Below are 15,673 nucleotides of genomic sequence, written 5' to 3' on the forward strand. Positions count from 1 at the left end.
GTTTTCAATGGTCCAGTTTTTCTTGGAGTTTGCTTACATGGCAACGATTAATCAGTTGGTGCGTAAGCCTCGTAAACGCAGAGTGGCGAAAAGCGACGTTCCGGCGCTGCAAAGCTGCCCGCAGCGTCGGGGTGTATGTACTCGTGTATACACTACTACGCCGAAGAAGCCGAACTCAGCACTCCGTAAGGTTTGCCGTGTGCGTCTGACCAACGGCTACGAGGTTTCCTCTTACATTGGCGGTGAAGGTCACAACCTTCAGGAGCACAGTGTTGTGCTGATCCGCGGCGGTCGAGTAAAAGACCTTCCCGGTGTGCGCTATCACACTGTTCGCGGAACGCTGGACACCCAGGGTGTGCAGAACCGTAAGCAGGGCCGCTCCAAATATGGTGCAAAACGACCCAAGTCCTGATGTCCCACGCGGGTGTCTTTTATCGTTGCTGTTGACGGTAAGAGTAAGGCTGAGTAGCAGAGTCTATCTCAGGGGTTCCTGAAGACCTTTCAATTATTAAGGGCTTATCGATGCCTAGAAGAAGAGTTGCAGCTAAACGGGAAATTATCCCGGATCCCAAGTTCGGAAGCACCCGGCTTGCCAAGTTCATCAACCATGTGATGGAAAGTGGCAAAAAAGCCGTTGCTGAGCGCATTGTTTACGGCGCGCTCACTATTGTTGCCGAAAAGTCAAAAGATGAGCCGATCGACATGTTCGAAAAGGCCCTGGAAAACATTCAGCCCATGGTGGAAGTAAAATCCCGTCGTGTGGGCGGTGCTACCTACCAGGTCCCTGTCGAAGTCCGGCCTTCACGTCAAAACGCGCTGGCAATGCGCTGGCTCGTTGATTTTTCCAGAAAGCGTGGTGAAAAGTCCATGGCCCAGCGTCTGGCAGGCGAGATCCTTGATGCCGCTGAGAGCAAGGGCGCAGCTGTTAAGAAGCGCGAAGACGTTCATCGCATGGCAGAAGCCAACAAGGCTTTCTCTCACTTCCGTTTCTAATCAGGCCGAGGTTTATACAGTGGCACGCAAGACTCCCATCAAGCGATACAGAAATATCGGTATTTGCGCGCACGTGGATGCGGGCAAAACCACCACCACCGAGCGGGTCCTGTTTTATACAGGTATTTCCCACAAGATCGGTGAAGTACACGACGGCGCCGCCACCATGGACTGGATGGAGCAGGAGCAGGAGCGCGGGATTACCATCACCTCCGCTGCCACCACCTGTTTCTGGAGCGGCATGGACAAGCAGTACCCGGAGCACCGGATCAACATCATCGATACCCCCGGACACGTTGACTTCACTATTGAGGTGGAGCGTTCGCTCCGCGTCCTTGATGGTGCGGTCGTAGTGTTCTGTGGCTCCTCCGGTGTTGAGCCCCAGTCCGAAACAGTGTGGCGCCAGGCCAACAAGTATGAAGTTCCCCGCATGGTGTTCGTCAACAAGATGGACCGTGCCGGCGCCAACTTCCTGCGTGTCGTTGAGCAGATCAAAAAACGCCTGGGCGCAACTCCGGTCCCGATCCAGCTGCCTATCGGCGCGGAAGAGGACTTCAAGGGCGTAGTCGACCTGATTCGCATGCGGGCGATCTACTGGAACGAAGAAGATGCGGGGATGACTTACGAGGAGCGTGAAATTCCTGCAGAAATGCAGGATGAGTGCGCGAAATACCGTGAGCAGATGGTTGAGGCGGCTGCTGAAGCCACCGAAGAGTTCATGGAAAAGTATCTGGAAGGCGGCGAGCTGACCAACGAAGAGATCAAGAAGGGTCTGCGTCTGCGCACCCTGTCGAACGAAATTGTTCTCGCCACCTGCGGGTCGGCGTTCAAGAACAAGGGTGTTCAGGCTGTTCTTGATGCTGTCATTGAATTCCTGCCGGCGCCGGACGAAGTCAAGGCCATCCGTGGCGAAGTCGACGAGGATGGAACCGAGGAAATTCGCGAGGCCAACGACGAGGCGCCCTTCGCCGCTCTGGCATTCAAGATCGCCACCGACCCATTTGTGGGTACGCTGACATTCTTCCGCGTGTACTCGGGCAGGCTCGAGTCAGGCATGGCCGTTTACAACTCGGTCAAGCAGAAGAAAGAGCGCGTCGGCCGTATGGTGCAGATGCACTCCAAGGACCGTCAGGAAATCAAGGAAGTTCTGGCTGGTGACATTGCTGCGGCTATCGGCCTCAAGAATGTCACCACGGGGGACACTCTGTGTGCCGAAAACGCCAAGATCGTACTGGAGCGGATGGAGTTCCCGGAGCCGGTTATCTCGGTTGCGGTTGAGCCCAAATCCAAGGCCGATCAGGAAAAGATGGGTGTTGCCCTGGGCAAGCTGGCTCAGGAAGATCCGTCGTTCCGTGTGCGCACTGACGAAGAGTCCGGTCAGACAATTATTTCGGGCATGGGTGAGCTTCACCTGGATATCATCGTTGACCGTATGCGTCGCGAGTTCAAGGTCGAGGCCAACATCGGCAAGCCACAGGTTGCCTACCGGGAGTGCATCCGCAAATCCGTGGACGTTGAGGGCAAGTTTGTCCGTCAGTCCGGTGGTCGCGGGCAGTATGGCCACGTTCATGTGAGATTTGAGCCGCTCCCGCTGGACGATGAAGAAGGCGAGAACTTCGTCTTTGTCAACGAAGTTGTGGGCGGTGTCGTACCCAAGGAATACATTCCTGCGGTGCAACAGGGTATCTACGAGCAGATGCAGAATGGCGTTCTGGCGGGTTATCCCCTCCTGCGCATCAAGGCAACCCTGCACGACGGCTCATATCACGACGTTGACTCCAACGAGATGGCGTTCAAGATTGCCGGCTCCATGGCAATGAAAAAAGGTGCCCTCGAAGCGAATCCAGCACTGCTTGAGCCGGTTATGAAAGTCGAGGTCATTACGCCAGAAGATTACATGGGCGATGTAGTTGGTGATCTTAACCGTCGCCGCGGCCTGATCTCAGGCATGGAAGACGGTCTTGCGGGCAAGATTGTCCGTGCAGAGGTTCCGCTGTCGGAAATGTTCGGTTATGCCACAGACCTGCGTTCTGCAACTCAGGGAAGGGCGTCTTATGTGATGGAGTTCTCCAGATACATGGAAGCGCCATCGAGCATTGCCGATGCGATCATTAAAAAGGGCTGATCCCCGGATTTCAAGAAACAGGAAGAGGTGTAACCGTGTCTAAAGCAAAATTTGAACGTAAGAAGCCGCACTTGAACGTGGGCACCATTGGCCACGTTGACCATGGCAAGACAACGCTGACAGCTGCGCTGACGCGCGTGTGTCACGAAGTGTGGGGAACAGGCGAGTCCCGTGCATTCGATCAGATCGACAATGCTCCGGAAGAGCGCGCGCGTGGTATCACCATCGCGACCTCTCACGTTGAGTACGACTCCCCGACGCGTCATTATGCTCACGTTGACTGCCCGGGCCACGCTGACTATGTGAAGAACATGATCACTGGTGCGGCGCAGATGGACGGTGCAATTCTGGTATGTTCCGCAGCTGACGGCCCGATGCCGCAGACCCGCGAGCACATCCTGCTGTCGCGCCAGGTTGGCGTTCCGTTCATTGTCGTGTTCCTGAACAAGGCGGACATGGTTGATGACGAAGAGCTGCTTGAGCTGGTCGAGATGGAAGTGCGTGAGCTGCTGGCTCAGTACGACTTCCCGGCTGACGACACGCCGATCATCACTGGTTCCGCGCTGATGGCGCTGGAAGGCAAGGATGACAACGAGATGGGCACCACGGCTGTCAAGAAGCTGGTTCAGGCCCTGGATGAGTACATTCCGGAGCCGGAGCGTGCCATCGATCAGCCGTTCCTGATGCCGATTGAGGATGTGTTCTCCATCTCCGGCCGTGGTACCGTAGTGACCGGTCGTGTTGAGCGGGGCGTTGTCAAGGTTGGTGAGGAAGTCGAGATCATTGGTATCAAGGATACCGTCAAGACTGTCTGTACCGGCGTTGAGATGTTCCGCAAGCTGCTTGACGAAGGTCGGGCGGGCGAGAACGTAGGTGTGCTGCTGCGCGGCACCAAGCGCGACGACGTTGAGCGTGGTCAGGTGCTTGCAAAGCCGGGCACCATCAAGCCGCACACCCGTTTTGAGTCAGAGGTGTACGTGCTGAGCAAGGAAGAGGGCGGCCGTCATACGCCGTTCTTCAAAGGATATCGTCCCCAGTTCTACTTCCGGACCACTGATGTGACCGGGTCCTGTGAACTGCCGGAAGGTGTGGAGATGGTCATGCCTGGCGACAACGTAAAGTTGGACGTCACCCTGATCGCGCCGATTGCAATGGAAGAAGGCCTGCGTTTCGCGATTCGCGAAGGCGGCCGTACCGTTGGCGCAGGGGTTGTTGCAAAGATCGTCGAGTAAGGCTCGCTCGGTTCCCTGCAGAAAAGGGGCTGCAGTCTGCAGCCCCTTTTTCTATCCCGGAGAACATTGTCTGCGCTGCTGGCACGTCATAACCCTGCTTGACAGGGTTGGGCATTATGCATACAATGCGGCTCCTTTTTTTAAGGTCGGCTAAAGTAGCTGCTACGAGTGGAGTTTGGTGCGTCATGCAAAGCCAAAAGATAAGAATCCGGTTGAAGGCATTTGATTATCGCCTTATCGACCAGTCAACGCAGGAGATCGTCGATACAGCAAAACGTACCGGCGCCCAAGTGCGTGGACCTATCCCTCTGCCGACGCGGAAGGAAAAGTACACCATCCTGGTTTCTCCGCACGTCAATAAAGACGCGCGTGACCAGTATGAAATTCGTACCCACAAACGTCTGCTCGACATCGTTGAGCCGACGGAAAAGACAGTGGATGCTCTGATGAAGCTTGATCTGGCAGCTGGTGTAGACGTTCAGATCAGCCTCGGTTAATGCCCCGGCATTAACCAGTGTAACTGTCAGAAGGCCATAGAGGGTGAGAGCCCCGTACACTTAGAGGTGAAACATGGCAATTGGAATTGTCGGTCGCAAGGCCGGTATGACCCGTATTTTTACGGAAGATGGGCAGTCTCTGCCTGTAACAGTAATTGAGGTTGAAGCTAACCGCATTACTCAACTCAAGACCCTCGAAACAGACGGCTACCGCGCAGTTCAGGTAACTGTCGGATCGCGCCGTTCCTCTCGTGTTGTCAAAAGCGCGGCAGGTCACTTCGCCAAAGCTGGCGTAGAAGCTGGTCGCGGACTCTGGGAATTCCGTCTCGCTGATGGCGAAGGCGAAGATCTGGCTGCAGGCGGTGAGCTCACAGCTGCTGTCTTTACCGATGGCCAGGTCGTTGATGCCACTGGCCAGTCCAAGGGTAAAGGGTTTCAGGGCGGTGTTAAGCGCTGGAACTTTGCCATGCAGGATGCCACTCACGGCAACTCCCTGTCTCACCGGGCACCGGGTTCTATTGGTCAGAACCAGACTCCGGGTCGGGTATTCAAGGGCAAGAAGATGGCGGGCCAGATGGGCAATGCGCAGGTGACTGTGCAGAACCTTCAGGTTGTCCGTGTCGACGCTGAGCGTAACTTGCTGCTGATTCGTGGCGCTGTACCCGGCGCGACGGGCAGCAACGTTGTCATCAAGCCAGCAGTTAAAGCCTGAGGAGCGGTGCGATGGAATTGACAATTACAGGTAGCGGCAAGGGAATTTCGGTTTCCGATGCTGCATTCGCCAAAGATTTTAATGAGGCGCTGGTTCACCAGGTTGTTACTGCCTACATGGCTGGTGGCCGCCAGGGTACCCGTGCCCAGAAAACCCGTTCAGAAGTGCGTGGCGGTGGCAAGAAGCCATGGCGTCAGAAGGGTACAGGTCGTGCCCGTGCTGGCACCATCCGTAGCCCGCTGTGGCGCTCAGGTGGCGTAACGTTTGCGGCCAAGCCCCAGAGCTACGATCAGAAAGTTAACCGCAAGATGTACCGTGCAGCCATGTGCTCGATTCTGTCAGAGCTGGTTCGCCAGGACCGTCTTGTTGTGGTCGACGATTTTTCAGTTGAGACACCCAAGACCAAAGCGTTCAATGCAAAGCTGAAAGATCTTGGTGTCAGCAACGCGCTGATCCTTTCGGAAAGCGTTGAGCAGAACCTTCACCTGGCATCGCGCAATGTCCCGCACATTGACGTCCGCGATGTGGCCGGCCTGGACCCGGTTAGCCTGGTGGCCTTCGAGAAGGTCGTGGTGACCGTTCCGGCTCTTAAGAAGATTGAGGAGATGCTGGGATGAATCAGGAACGTATCTATCAGGTTCTGCTGGGTCCGCACGTATCAGAGAAGGCGTCAATGGTTGGGGAAAACAGCCAGGTCGTTTTCCGCGTAGCGCCCGATGCAACCAAGCCGGAAGTAAAAAAGGCCGTTGAGCAGCTGTTCAACGTTACCGTGGAAGGTGTTCAGATTCTGAACCGCAAGGGCAAGCTCAAACGCACTGCCCGCGGGTTCGGCAAGCGTAATGACATTCGCAAGGCTTATGTGCAGCTTGCGAAAGGTCAGGACATCGATTTTCTGGATGTGGAATAAGGTAAAGGGGTCGTAATATGCCGATCGTCAAAACCAAGCCAACATCTCCTGGCCGCCGTCACGTTGTAAAGCTCTACAACCCTGACCTGCACAAAGGCAGCCCGTACGAGCCGTTGGTCGAAAAGCAGAGCAAGTCCGGTGGTCGTAACAACGTTGGCCGGATCACTACCCGCCACGTTGGGGGAGGCCATAAGCAGCACTACCGTATTATTGACTTTAAGCGGATCAAAGATGGTATTCCGGCGACAATTGAGCGCCTGGAATATGATCCTAACCGCTCCGCGCACATTGCGCTCCTGAAGTATGCCGATGGCGAGCGCCGTTACATCATCGCTCCCAAAGGTGTGCGGGTAGGAGACCCTGTGCGCTCCGGCATCGACGCGCCGATTAAAGTAGGAAGCACGTTGCCGCTCCGGAATATCCCGGTCGGTTCCGTAGTTCACTGCGTCGAACTCAAGCCTGGCAAAGGCGCCCAGCTTGCCCGTAGTGCGGGTACATCCGTACAGCTGGTCGCTCGTGAAGGGTCGTATGCAACGATACGCCTTCGGTCAGGGGAAATGCGAAAGGTGCTTGTGGACTGTCGTGCCACGTTGGGTGAAGTATCCAACAGCGAACACAGCCTCAAGCAGCTTGGTAAAGCGGGTGCATCACGTTGGCGCGGTAAAAGGCCAACAGTGCGTGGTGTTGCTATGAACCCAGTTGACCACCCGCATGGTGGTGGTGAAGGGCGTACCTCTGGTGGACGTCACCCTGTTACTCCATGGGGTGTTCCGACCAAAGGGCATAAGACTCGTAAGAACAAGCGTACTGACAGAATGATAGTACGTCGTCGTTCGGCCAAGTAAACGACTACATAGAGGTAAATGCTGTGCCACGTTCTTTAAAGAAAGGTCCTTTTATAGACCTGCATCTGTTGAAGAAGGTCGAAGCAGCTCTGGAAACGAACGATAAGCGGCCAATCAAGACCTGGTCGCGTCGTTCAACGGTTTTTCCGGAGATGGTTGGCCTGACCATTGCAGTTCACAACGGCAAGCAGCATGTGCCTGTTCATGTCACAGAAGACATGGTCGGTCACAAGCTGGGTGAGTTCGCGGCAACGCGGACCTACCGTGGCCATTCTGCCGACAAGAAAGCCAAACGCTGATCGCGAGGGGAATAGAAATGGAAGTAGCGGCTAAGTACAAGGGCGCTCGCCTCTCTGCTCAGAAAGCGCGTCTTGTTGCAGATCTGGTTCGCGGCAAGGCTGTTGAGGACGCCCTGAATATTCTGACTTTCAGCCCAAAAAAGGCGGCGGTTGTAATCAAGAAGGCTCTTGAATCAGCCATTGCCAATGCTGAGCACAACGAAGGTCTGGACGTTGACGAGTTGCGGGTTGCCACCATCATGGTGGACGAAGGTCCGACGCTTAAGCGTATCAAGCCGAGAGCCAAGGGGCGCGCTGATCGGATCTTCAAGCGCAGTTGCCATATAACCGTCAAGGTCGCCGACAAGTAGGAGATGCTCAGATGGGTCATAAAGTAAATCCGACCGGTTTCCGGCTGGGTGTGATTAAAGAGCACAACTCAGTCTGGTATGCCGAGAAAAAGGAATACGCGAAAAACCTGTTGAATGACATTCGGGTTCGCGAATTCCTCGACAAGCGTCTGTTGAAGGCGTCTGTCAGCAAGATTGTGATCGAGCGCCCTGCTCAGAACGCCCGTATCACGATCCATACCGCCCGCCCGGGTATTGTTATCGGGAAAAAGGGTGAAGATGTTGACCGTCTGCGTCGTGAAGTCAGCGACATGATGGGGGTGCCTGTTCACATCAACATCGAAGAGGTCCGCAAGCCGGATCTGGATGCCCGACTGGTAGCGCAAAACGTTGCCGGTCAGCTTGAACGCCGTGTGATGTTCCGTCGTGCCATGAAGCGCGCGGTTCAGAATGCGATGCGCCAGGGCGCCAAGGGTATCAAGATTCAGGTAGGTGGCCGTCTTGGGGGTGCCGAAATCGCCCGCTCCGAGTGGTATCGCGAAGGTCGTGTTCCGCTGCACACACTGCGTGCAGATATTGATTACTCGACATATGAAGCGAAGACCACCTACGGGATCATCGGCGTCAAGGTATGGATCTTCAAGGGTGAGATTCTTGGGGGCATGGAACAGGTCCGTGCTGACAAGAAAGCCTCTGGGAAGAAAGGTTCTAAGTAAAGGGGCACTCGTATGCTGCAGCCAAAACGCACCAAATTTCGCAAGGTAATGAAAGGCCGTAACAGTGGCCTGGCGCACCGCGCTAACAAGGTGAGCTTCGGTGAGTACGGATTGAAAGCGACGTCTCGGGGGCGTATAAATGCGCGTCAGATCGAGGCAGCGCGTCGTACCATGACGCGCCGCATCAAGCGGGGCGGGAAGATCTGGATCCGGATTTTTCCGGACAAGCCGATCACCGGCAAGCCGCTGGAAGTACGGATGGGTAAAGGTAAGGGTTCTGTCGAGTACTGGGTAGCTGAAATTCAGCCAGGCCGTATGTTGTATGAGATGGAAGGCGTTCCTGAGGAAGTCGCACGTGAGGCCTTCACATTGGCCGCTGCCAAGTTGCCTGTATCGACCACCTTTGTTACGAGGACGGTGATGTGATGAAAGCAACAGAGCTGCGTGAGAAATCAGTCGACGAGCTGAACCAGGAACTGATCGGTCTGCGGAAAGAACAGTTCAACCTGCGCATGCGCAAGGCAACAGGTCAGCTGAATCAGTCGCACCTCGCCGGCAAGGTGAAGCGCGATATCGCTCGCGTGAAAACGGTTTTGAATGAAAAGGCAGGACAGTGACATGACCGAAGCTACCAAAACTGCCAGAACCCTGAGCGGGAAGGTCGTGAGCAACAAGATGGAGAAGTCCATCGTGGTTCTGGTGGAACGTCAGGTGAAGCATCCCCTTTACGGGAAGTACCTGAAGCGTTCAACCAAGATTCATGCTCATGATGAAAACAATCAGTGCAACATTGGCGACATCGTAACGATCGAAGAAACCCGCCCGGTCTCCAAGACCAAAAGCTGGGCTCTGGTCGGTATCGTCGAAGCCGCATCGAAGGTGTAACTCGCCCGGACGGTGAGTCTTGTCGTAACGGCAAAGTGGTTTCTGCTGGAGAACAACCATGATTCAGACTCAAACAATGCTTGAAGTCGCGGACAACAGTGGTGCACGAAGAGTCATGTGCATCAAGGTCCTGGGCGGTTCACATCGGCGTTATGCCGGCGTGGGAGATATCATCAAGGTGACCGTCAAGGAAGCCATCCCCCGCGGTAAGGTGAAGAAAGGCCAGGTACTCAAGGCTGTTGTCGTGCGCACCCGTAAGGGCGTACGTCGCTCAGACGGTTCGTTGATTCGCTTCGACGGTAATGCGGCTGTGCTTCTGAACCAACAGGATGCGCCCATCGGCACCCGTATTTTCGGGCCCGTGACACGGGAACTGCGTACTGAAAAGTTCATGAAGATTATTTCGCTGGCACCCGAAGTACTGTAAGGACTAGAGGCCGGTTATGAGAAAGATCAAACGAGATGACGAAGTAATCGTCACCACGGGCAAAGACAAGGGTAAACGTGGTAAGGTCCTGAAAGTTCAGGATGACGGCCGGGTGATTGTTTCTGGGATCAATATGATCAAGAAGCACACCAAGCCGAACCCGATGGTCGGCACCCAGGGTGGCATCGTCGAAAAAGAAGCACCTATCCAGGCTTCCAACGTGGCTATTTTTAATCCGCAGACCGGCAAAGCCGATCGTGTCGGCTTCCAGATTACGGAAGACGGGGCAAAAACGCGGATCTTTAAGTCCACGAAAGAAGCTGTCGATAACCAGTAAGCGGTGGTGGTTACGATGCTTAACATGAAAGAGCAGTATACAAAGGAAGTGATGCCGGCTCTGCGCGAACAGTTCAGTTACAGGAACGTCATGCAGGTGCCCCGTATCGAGAAAATCACCCTGAACATGGGTGTTGGCGAAGCGGTGGGCGACAAGAAGCTGATCGAGAACGCAGTTGCGGATCTTGAGCGGTTGTCCGGTCAGAAAGCCATCGTCACCAAGGCGAAGAAGTCGGTTGCGGGCTTCAAAATCCGTGAAGGCTGGCCAATCGGTTGTAAAGTGACTCTGCGCGGTGAGCGTATGTGGGACTTTTTTGACCGTCTGGTTCACATTGCGATTCCGCGTGTTCGTGACTTCCGTGGTCTGAACCCGAAATCCTTTGACGGTCGCGGCAATTACAGCATGGGTGTACGTGAGCAGATCATCTTCCCGGAAATCGAGTACGACAAGGTCGACAAGATCCGCGGGCTGGATATCACCATCACGACCTCTGCCGCAAGCGATGACGAAGGCCGCGAATTGCTGAAAGCTTTTGGCTTTCCGTTCAAGAAATAAGGAACGAATGTAATGGCTAAGGTTTCCATGAAGAACCGTGAGCGCAAACGCGAAGAGACGGTTGCAAAATTCGCAACCCGTCGCGCGGAGCTCAAGGCGATTATCAAGAACCCGAATATCAGCGACGATGAGCGCTGGGAAGCACAGGTAAAGCTCCAGAAGCTGCCCCGCGATGCAAGCCCGGTTCGCCTTCGTAACCGTTGCCAGATAACTGGTCGGCCCCACGGTGTTCTGCGCAAGTTCCAGATGTCACGCATCAAATTGCGTGAAGCTGGCATGCGTGGTGACGTACCGGGACTGACGAAAGCCAGTTGGTAACAGAGACACCTGTACCGGTGTCCGTTGGTAAGCGGTGCGGTAGACCATCGCTGCACAACTAAAAAGATCAGGAGACTCATACCAATGAGTATGCAAGATACGCTTGCGGATATGTTTACGCGCATCCGTAATGCACAGATGGCAGCCAAGGCGGATGTCGCCATGCCGTCTTCAAAAATGAAAATCTCCGTGGCCCAGGTCCTGAAGGACGAAGGTTACGTTCAGGATTTTGCCGTTTCAGCTGATTCCAAGCCCGAGCTGACCATTACCCTCAAGTATTTTGAAGGGAAACCGGTTATTGAGGACATCAAACGGATCAGTAAACCAAGTCTGCGCCGTTACAATGGCGCTGGGGAACTGCCGAAAGTTGCCGGTGGTTTGGGAGTCGCGATTGTCTCTACGTCCAAGGGCGTAATGACAGACCGCGCCGCACGTGCTGCAGGCGTGGGTGGCGAAGTCATCTGCACCGTATTCTAGGAGAAACACATGTCCAGGGTTGCCAATAATCCTGTCGTGCTGCCTCCCGGTGTTGAGGTTAAGCTGAACGGACAGGAAATCAGTGTGAAGGGCTCCAAAGGAGCGCTTCAATTCACCGTGCATAATGTCGTCGAAGTAAAGCAGGACGAGAATATTCTCCGCTTTGCCGCCCGCGACGGCGCAAAACAGTCCCGTGCTCTTGCAGGCACCACCCGTGCGCTGGTTAACAACATGGTTACCGGCGTGACTGTGGGTTTTGAGCGCAAGCTCCAGCTTGTGGGCGTAGGTTATCGCGCCCAGTCACAGGGTAAAAAGCTCAATCTGACACTGGGTTTCTCTCACCCGGTTGAGTATGAGCTGCCCGAGGGGATCACCGCAGAAACTCCGACACAGACGGAAGTTGTCATTCGCGGGTTCGACAAGCAACAGGTTGGCCAGGTCGCTGCTGAAATTCGCGCGTTCCGTCCGCCCGAGCCTTACAAAGGCAAAGGTGTTCGATATGCGGATGAGCAGGTCAGACGTAAAGAAGCCAAGAAGAAATAAGGCGGGACTATGAGCGCGAATAACGAAAGATTGCGTCGCGCACGTAAAGTGCGCACCAAGATCCGTGAACTGGGAGCCATTCGCCTGTGTGTACATCGTACACCGAGGCACATGTATGCTCAGGTCACATCAGCGGATGGCAGCAAAGTGCTGGCAACTGCCTCCACGTTGGATAAGGAATTGCGCCAGGGTGCAACCGGTAACGTGGACGCCGCCAAAAAGGTCGGTCAGCTAATTGCTGAACGCGCCAAAGCGGCAGGAGTGGAGCAGGTAGCATTTGACCGCTCCGGTTACCGTTATCATGGTCGGGTTCAGGCTCTGGCCGATGCGGCTCGTGAAGCTGGCTTGCAATTCTAAGAGGTGGAGAAGATGAGCGTTAACGAACAGAAGGCGCCTGAGCTCCAGGAAAAGCTGGTTCAGGTCAACCGCGTTGCCAAGGTCGTCAAAGGCGGTCGTATTTTTGCTTTTACCGCGCTGACGGTTGTTGGTGATGGCAAGGGTCGTGTTGGCTTCGGTCGGGGCAAGGCACGTGAAGTGCCGGTTGCGATCCAGAAGGCAATGGAAGCTGCGCGCAAGAACATGATTGATGTACCGCTGGACGGTACCACTCTGCAGTACCCGATCAAGGCCAACCATGGCGCTTCAAAGGTGTACATGCAGCCAGCTTCAGACGGTACAGGCATCATCGCCGGTGGCGCGATGCGTGCAGTGCTGGAAGTGGCAGGTGTTCACAACGTACTGTCCAAGTGTTACGGCTCGACCAATCCGGTCAACGTAGTCCGTGCCACTATCAAGGGTCTTCAGGCAATGCATGCGCCGGAAGATATCGCAGCCAAGCGCGGCAAGACCGTGGAAGATATTCTGGGTTGAAGTCATGGCGAACGCAAAAACATTCAAGGTAACACTGACCCGCAGCCCGATTGGCTGCCAGCCCAAGCACAAAGCCTGTGTGAAGGGTCTGGGTCTTCGTCGGATTGGTCATACCGTTGAACTGGAAGATACACCTTCCGTTCGGGGCATGGTTAACCGGGTTTATTACATGGTTCGGGTTGAGGAGAACTAAGATGCGTCTTAATGAACTTAGTCCAGAGCCCGGTTCACGGACCACCGCCAAGCGCGTTGGCCGGGGTATCGGTAGCGGTCTGGGCAAGACAGCCGGTCGCGGCCACAAGGGTCTCAAGGCCCGGTCGGGCGGTAGTGTCGCCCCGGGTTTCGAGGGCGGCCAGCAGCCGTTGGCCCGTCGTCTGCCGAAATTTGGCTTCACTTCGCGCCAGGCGCGCTATGTTGCTGAAATTCGTCTGAACGAGCTTGAGAACGTGGAAGGCGATGTCGTGGATCTGGCAGCTCTTAAAAAGGCTGACATTATTCGGGAAGAAATTCGCGGCGCAAAAGTGATCCTGTCAGGAGAGCTTACGCGTGCGGTGACCGTCAAAGGTCTGAAAGTGACCAAAGGCGCTCGCGAGGCCATAACGGCTGCGGGCGGTAAAGTCGAAGACTAAGACGAGTCGAGGACCAAATGGCCAAGACAGCATCATTGCCTGCGGGCGCGGGAAAGGGACTTGCAGAGCTGAAATCGCGGCTCTGGTTCGTTTTCCTGGCACTGCTTGTGTACCGTGTCGGTGCGCACATCCCAGTGCCGGGGATTAACCCGGATCGTCTGGCGGCGCTGTTTGAACAGCAGCAGGGAACCATTCTCAGTCTGTTCAATATGTTTTCCGGTGGTGCCCTGGAGCGAATGAGTATCCTCGCTCTGGGGATCATGCCTTACATTTCAGCTTCCATCATCATGCAGCTGATGACAGCGGTCAGCCCGACGCTGGAGCAGCTGAAGAAGGAAGGTGAGGCCGGACGACGCAAGATCAGTCAGTACACCCGTTATGGAACGGTGGTTCTGGCTCTGATCCAGGGTATGGGCATATCGGTCGGCCTCGCATCCCAGGGTGTGACATTCAATGACAGCCTGAGCTTCCACTTTGTGGCAGTTGTGAGTTTTGTCAGTGGCGCAGTCTTCATGATGTGGCTTGGGGAACAGATTACCGAGCGTGGCGTTGGTAATGGCATCTCACTGCTGATTTTCGCAGGTATTGTTGCCGGGTTGCCCGGGGCCATTGGCCAGACACTGGTGCAGGCCCGTGACGGTGAGATGAGCGTACTGCTCGTACTTGGTATCGGGGTTCTGGCTATAGCCGTGGTTGGCTTCGTGGTGTTCATGGAGCGTGGTCAGCGTCGCTTGACCATCAACTATGCGAAACGCCAGCAGGGTCGCAAGGTATTTGCGCAGCAGTCGAGTCATCTTCCTCTGAAGGTGAACATGGCAGGCGTAATTCCTCCCATTTTTGCCTCGTCCATCCTTCTGTTTCCGGCTTCGCTGGGTCAGTGGTTCGGCCAGGGCGAAGGGATGGAGTGGCTGAGCGATGTATCCCAGGCACTGGCGCCGAGTCAGCCTCTGTACATCATTCTGTTTGCCGCGGCGGTTGTGTTTTTCTGCTTCTTCTATACGGCGTTGATGTATAACCCGAAGGAAGTTGCGGACAACCTGAAGCGGTCGGGTGCTTTCATTCCGGGAATCCGGCCCGGAGAGCAGACAGCGAAGTACATTGACGGTGTTTTGACGCGCCTGACTCTGTTCGGCGCGATGTATATCGCAGCAGTGTCCCTCTTCCCTCAGTTTCTGATGGTTGCCGGGAATGTGCCCTTCTATCTGGGCGGCACATCGCTGTTGATTGTTGTAGTCGTGGTAATGGATTTTATGGCCCAGGTTCAGTCGCACCTGATGTCGCATCAGTATGAATCACTGATGAAGAAGTCCAATCTCAAGGGCTATAGTCGGAGCTGATTCAGCTCCCATTGAAAACTGGAGTCGACAATGAAAGTACGCGCTTCGGTAAAGAAAATTTGCCGTAACTGCAAAGTAATTCGTCGCAATGGCGCAGTAAGGGTCATTTGCGCGGAGCCTCGCCACAAGCAGCGTCAGGGCTGAGATCCGGAAAGGATTTCACTCGAATCGCAGGGGGACGAAATAGTGACGCTTGATCTTTTCAAGGTCAGGCGTTATTATTTCGCGCCCTTTTTGTGGCGGAAAATTCACACAGCAAAGCTTTGAACGCGGAGTAATTTGGATGGCACGTATAGCCGGTGTCAATATACCCGATCACAAACATGCTGTTGTCTCACTGACTTACATTTTTGGAGTCGGGAAGACGGCAGCCCAGAAGCTTTGCGATGCAACCGGCGTCAAGCCGGACGTCAAGGTCAAAGACCTGTCCGACGAGCAGATTGAGTCACTTCGTAGTGAAGTGGGCAAACTGTCAGTTGAGGGCGATCTGCGTCGTGAAGTTCAGATGAACATCAAGCGTTTGAAGGATCTCGGTTGCTTCCGTGGTCTGCGCCACCGTCATGGACTTCCCGTCCGTGGCCAGCGCACCAAGACCAACGCCCGCACCCGTAAAGGTCCTCGCAAACCTATTCGCAAGTAA

The 15,673-nt window shown here is 55.0% G+C and carries 28 protein-coding genes; all 28 read left to right on the forward strand.

Translation table 11 applies throughout. The features are described from left to right. Window positions 1-37 precede the first annotated feature (37 nt). Complete coding sequence (rpsL, locus tag LG327_RS07560) at window positions 38-412, forward strand: 30S ribosomal protein S12 (RefSeq protein WP_404367966.1); 375 nt, start codon at window positions 38-40, stop codon at window positions 410-412. Between the two features lie 110 nt (window positions 413-522). Then, window positions 523-993: a 30S ribosomal protein S7 gene (gene rpsG, locus LG327_RS07565; RefSeq protein WP_404367969.1), complete on the forward strand. Its 471-nt coding sequence runs from the start codon at window positions 523-525 to the stop codon at window positions 991-993. Between the two features lie 19 nt (window positions 994-1,012). Next, entirely contained in the window at window positions 1,013-3,118 is a 2,106-nt protein-coding gene (fusA, locus tag LG327_RS07570) for an elongation factor G (protein WP_404367972.1), read from the forward strand. Window positions 3,119-3,153: 35 nt separating this feature from the next. Continuing rightward, entirely contained in the window at window positions 3,154-4,350 is a 1,197-nt protein-coding gene (gene tuf / locus LG327_RS07575; protein WP_404367940.1) for an elongation factor Tu, read from the forward strand. A gap of 185 nt (window positions 4,351-4,535) precedes the next feature. Continuing rightward, the gene (gene rpsJ / locus LG327_RS07580) at window positions 4,536-4,847 is read left to right on the forward strand and encodes a 30S ribosomal protein S10 (protein WP_041341420.1); all 312 of its coding nucleotides are present in this window, start codon (window positions 4,536-4,538) and stop codon (window positions 4,845-4,847) included. Window positions 4,848-4,920: 73 nt separating this feature from the next. Beyond that, entirely contained in the window at window positions 4,921-5,559 is a 639-nt protein-coding gene (rplC, locus tag LG327_RS07585) for a 50S ribosomal protein L3 (protein WP_404367976.1), read from the forward strand. An 11-nt stretch (window positions 5,560-5,570) separates the two neighbouring features. Next, window positions 5,571-6,176 (forward strand): 50S ribosomal protein L4, encoded by a 606-nt coding sequence (gene rplD, locus LG327_RS07590; protein ID WP_404367979.1) that lies wholly within the window; start codon window positions 5,571-5,573, stop codon window positions 6,174-6,176. Continuing rightward, window positions 6,173-6,466, forward strand: coding sequence for a 50S ribosomal protein L23 (gene rplW, locus LG327_RS07595; RefSeq protein WP_404367982.1), 294 nt, complete (start codon window positions 6,173-6,175; stop codon window positions 6,464-6,466). The genes rplD and rplW overlap by 4 nt, the downstream gene beginning before the upstream one ends. A 17-nt stretch (window positions 6,467-6,483) precedes the next feature. Continuing rightward, window positions 6,484-7,311 carry a 50S ribosomal protein L2 gene (gene rplB / locus LG327_RS07600; RefSeq protein WP_404367984.1) on the forward strand — a complete coding sequence of 276 codons (828 nt, stop codon included), beginning with the start codon at window positions 6,484-6,486 and terminating at the stop codon, window positions 7,309-7,311. Window positions 7,312-7,334: 23 nt separating this feature from the next. Further along, window positions 7,335-7,610, forward strand: a complete 276-nt coding sequence (gene rpsS / locus LG327_RS07605) for a 30S ribosomal protein S19 (protein WP_404367987.1) — start codon at window positions 7,335-7,337, stop codon at window positions 7,608-7,610. Between the two features lie 17 nt (window positions 7,611-7,627). Beyond that, window positions 7,628-7,960 (forward strand): 50S ribosomal protein L22, encoded by a 333-nt coding sequence (gene rplV, locus LG327_RS07610; protein ID WP_404367990.1) that lies wholly within the window; start codon window positions 7,628-7,630, stop codon window positions 7,958-7,960. 11 nt (window positions 7,961-7,971) lie between these two features. Beyond that, entirely contained in the window at window positions 7,972-8,655 is a 684-nt protein-coding gene (gene rpsC / locus LG327_RS07615) for a 30S ribosomal protein S3 (protein WP_404367993.1), read from the forward strand. Between the two features lie 12 nt (window positions 8,656-8,667). Continuing rightward, entirely contained in the window at window positions 8,668-9,081 is a 414-nt protein-coding gene (rplP, locus tag LG327_RS07620) for a 50S ribosomal protein L16 (RefSeq protein WP_404367996.1), read from the forward strand. Further along, window positions 9,081-9,272, forward strand: a complete 192-nt coding sequence (rpmC, locus tag LG327_RS07625) for a 50S ribosomal protein L29 (protein WP_404367999.1) — start codon at window positions 9,081-9,083, stop codon at window positions 9,270-9,272. Before rplP ends, rpmC begins: the two co-directional genes overlap by 1 nt. Window position 9,273: 1 nt before the next feature. Further along, window positions 9,274-9,540 carry a 30S ribosomal protein S17 gene (gene rpsQ, locus LG327_RS07630; protein WP_404368002.1) on the forward strand — a complete coding sequence of 89 codons (267 nt, stop codon included), beginning with the start codon at window positions 9,274-9,276 and terminating at the stop codon, window positions 9,538-9,540. Between the two features lie 58 nt (window positions 9,541-9,598). Further along, window positions 9,599-9,967 carry a 50S ribosomal protein L14 gene (gene rplN, locus LG327_RS07635; protein ID WP_404368005.1) on the forward strand — a complete coding sequence of 123 codons (369 nt, stop codon included), beginning with the start codon at window positions 9,599-9,601 and terminating at the stop codon, window positions 9,965-9,967. A 16-nt stretch (window positions 9,968-9,983) separates the two neighbouring features. Beyond that, window positions 9,984-10,304 (forward strand): 50S ribosomal protein L24, encoded by a 321-nt coding sequence (rplX, locus tag LG327_RS07640; protein ID WP_404368008.1) that lies wholly within the window; start codon window positions 9,984-9,986, stop codon window positions 10,302-10,304. A gap of 24 nt (window positions 10,305-10,328) precedes the next feature. Beyond that, window positions 10,329-10,859 (forward strand): 50S ribosomal protein L5, encoded by a 531-nt coding sequence (gene rplE, locus LG327_RS07645; protein ID WP_404369287.1) that lies wholly within the window; start codon window positions 10,329-10,331, stop codon window positions 10,857-10,859. Between the two features lie 12 nt (window positions 10,860-10,871). Continuing rightward, window positions 10,872-11,177, forward strand: a complete 306-nt coding sequence (rpsN, locus tag LG327_RS07650; protein ID WP_404368010.1) for a 30S ribosomal protein S14 — start codon at window positions 10,872-10,874, stop codon at window positions 11,175-11,177. An 84-nt stretch (window positions 11,178-11,261) separates the two neighbouring features. Beyond that, complete coding sequence (gene rpsH, locus LG327_RS07655) at window positions 11,262-11,654, forward strand: 30S ribosomal protein S8 (RefSeq protein WP_404368013.1); 393 nt, start codon at window positions 11,262-11,264, stop codon at window positions 11,652-11,654. Window positions 11,655-11,663: 9 nt separating this feature from the next. Beyond that, on the forward strand, window positions 11,664-12,197 hold the full coding sequence (rplF, locus tag LG327_RS07660) for a 50S ribosomal protein L6 (RefSeq protein ID WP_404368015.1): 534 nt from the start codon (window positions 11,664-11,666) through the stop codon (window positions 12,195-12,197). Between the two features lie 9 nt (window positions 12,198-12,206). Next, the gene (gene rplR / locus LG327_RS07665) at window positions 12,207-12,554 is read left to right on the forward strand and encodes a 50S ribosomal protein L18 (RefSeq protein WP_404368017.1); all 348 of its coding nucleotides are present in this window, start codon (window positions 12,207-12,209) and stop codon (window positions 12,552-12,554) included. 12 nt (window positions 12,555-12,566) lie between these two features. Next, on the forward strand, window positions 12,567-13,067 hold the full coding sequence (rpsE, locus tag LG327_RS07670; RefSeq protein ID WP_404368020.1) for a 30S ribosomal protein S5: 501 nt from the start codon (window positions 12,567-12,569) through the stop codon (window positions 13,065-13,067). A 4-nt stretch (window positions 13,068-13,071) separates the two neighbouring features. Further along, window positions 13,072-13,260, forward strand: coding sequence for a 50S ribosomal protein L30 (gene rpmD, locus LG327_RS07675; protein ID WP_166258781.1), 189 nt, complete (start codon window positions 13,072-13,074; stop codon window positions 13,258-13,260). 1 nt (window position 13,261) lies between these two features. Beyond that, window positions 13,262-13,696 carry a 50S ribosomal protein L15 gene (gene rplO, locus LG327_RS07680; RefSeq protein WP_404368022.1) on the forward strand — a complete coding sequence of 145 codons (435 nt, stop codon included), beginning with the start codon at window positions 13,262-13,264 and terminating at the stop codon, window positions 13,694-13,696. 17 nt (window positions 13,697-13,713) lie between these two features. Next, complete coding sequence (gene secY, locus LG327_RS07685; RefSeq protein ID WP_404368025.1) at window positions 13,714-15,033, forward strand: preprotein translocase subunit SecY; 1,320 nt, start codon at window positions 13,714-13,716, stop codon at window positions 15,031-15,033. A 30-nt stretch (window positions 15,034-15,063) separates the two neighbouring features. Beyond that, window positions 15,064-15,177: a 50S ribosomal protein L36 gene (rpmJ, locus tag LG327_RS07690; RefSeq protein ID WP_404368028.1), complete on the forward strand. Its 114-nt coding sequence runs from the start codon at window positions 15,064-15,066 to the stop codon at window positions 15,175-15,177. Between the two features lie 139 nt (window positions 15,178-15,316). Continuing rightward, window positions 15,317-15,673 (forward strand): 30S ribosomal protein S13, encoded by a 357-nt coding sequence (gene rpsM / locus LG327_RS07695; RefSeq protein ID WP_404368030.1) that lies wholly within the window; start codon window positions 15,317-15,319, stop codon window positions 15,671-15,673.

It is taken from the genome of Marinobacter sp., from assembly GCF_044799475.1.
GTDB lineage: Bacteria > Pseudomonadota > Gammaproteobacteria > Pseudomonadales > Oleiphilaceae > Marinobacter.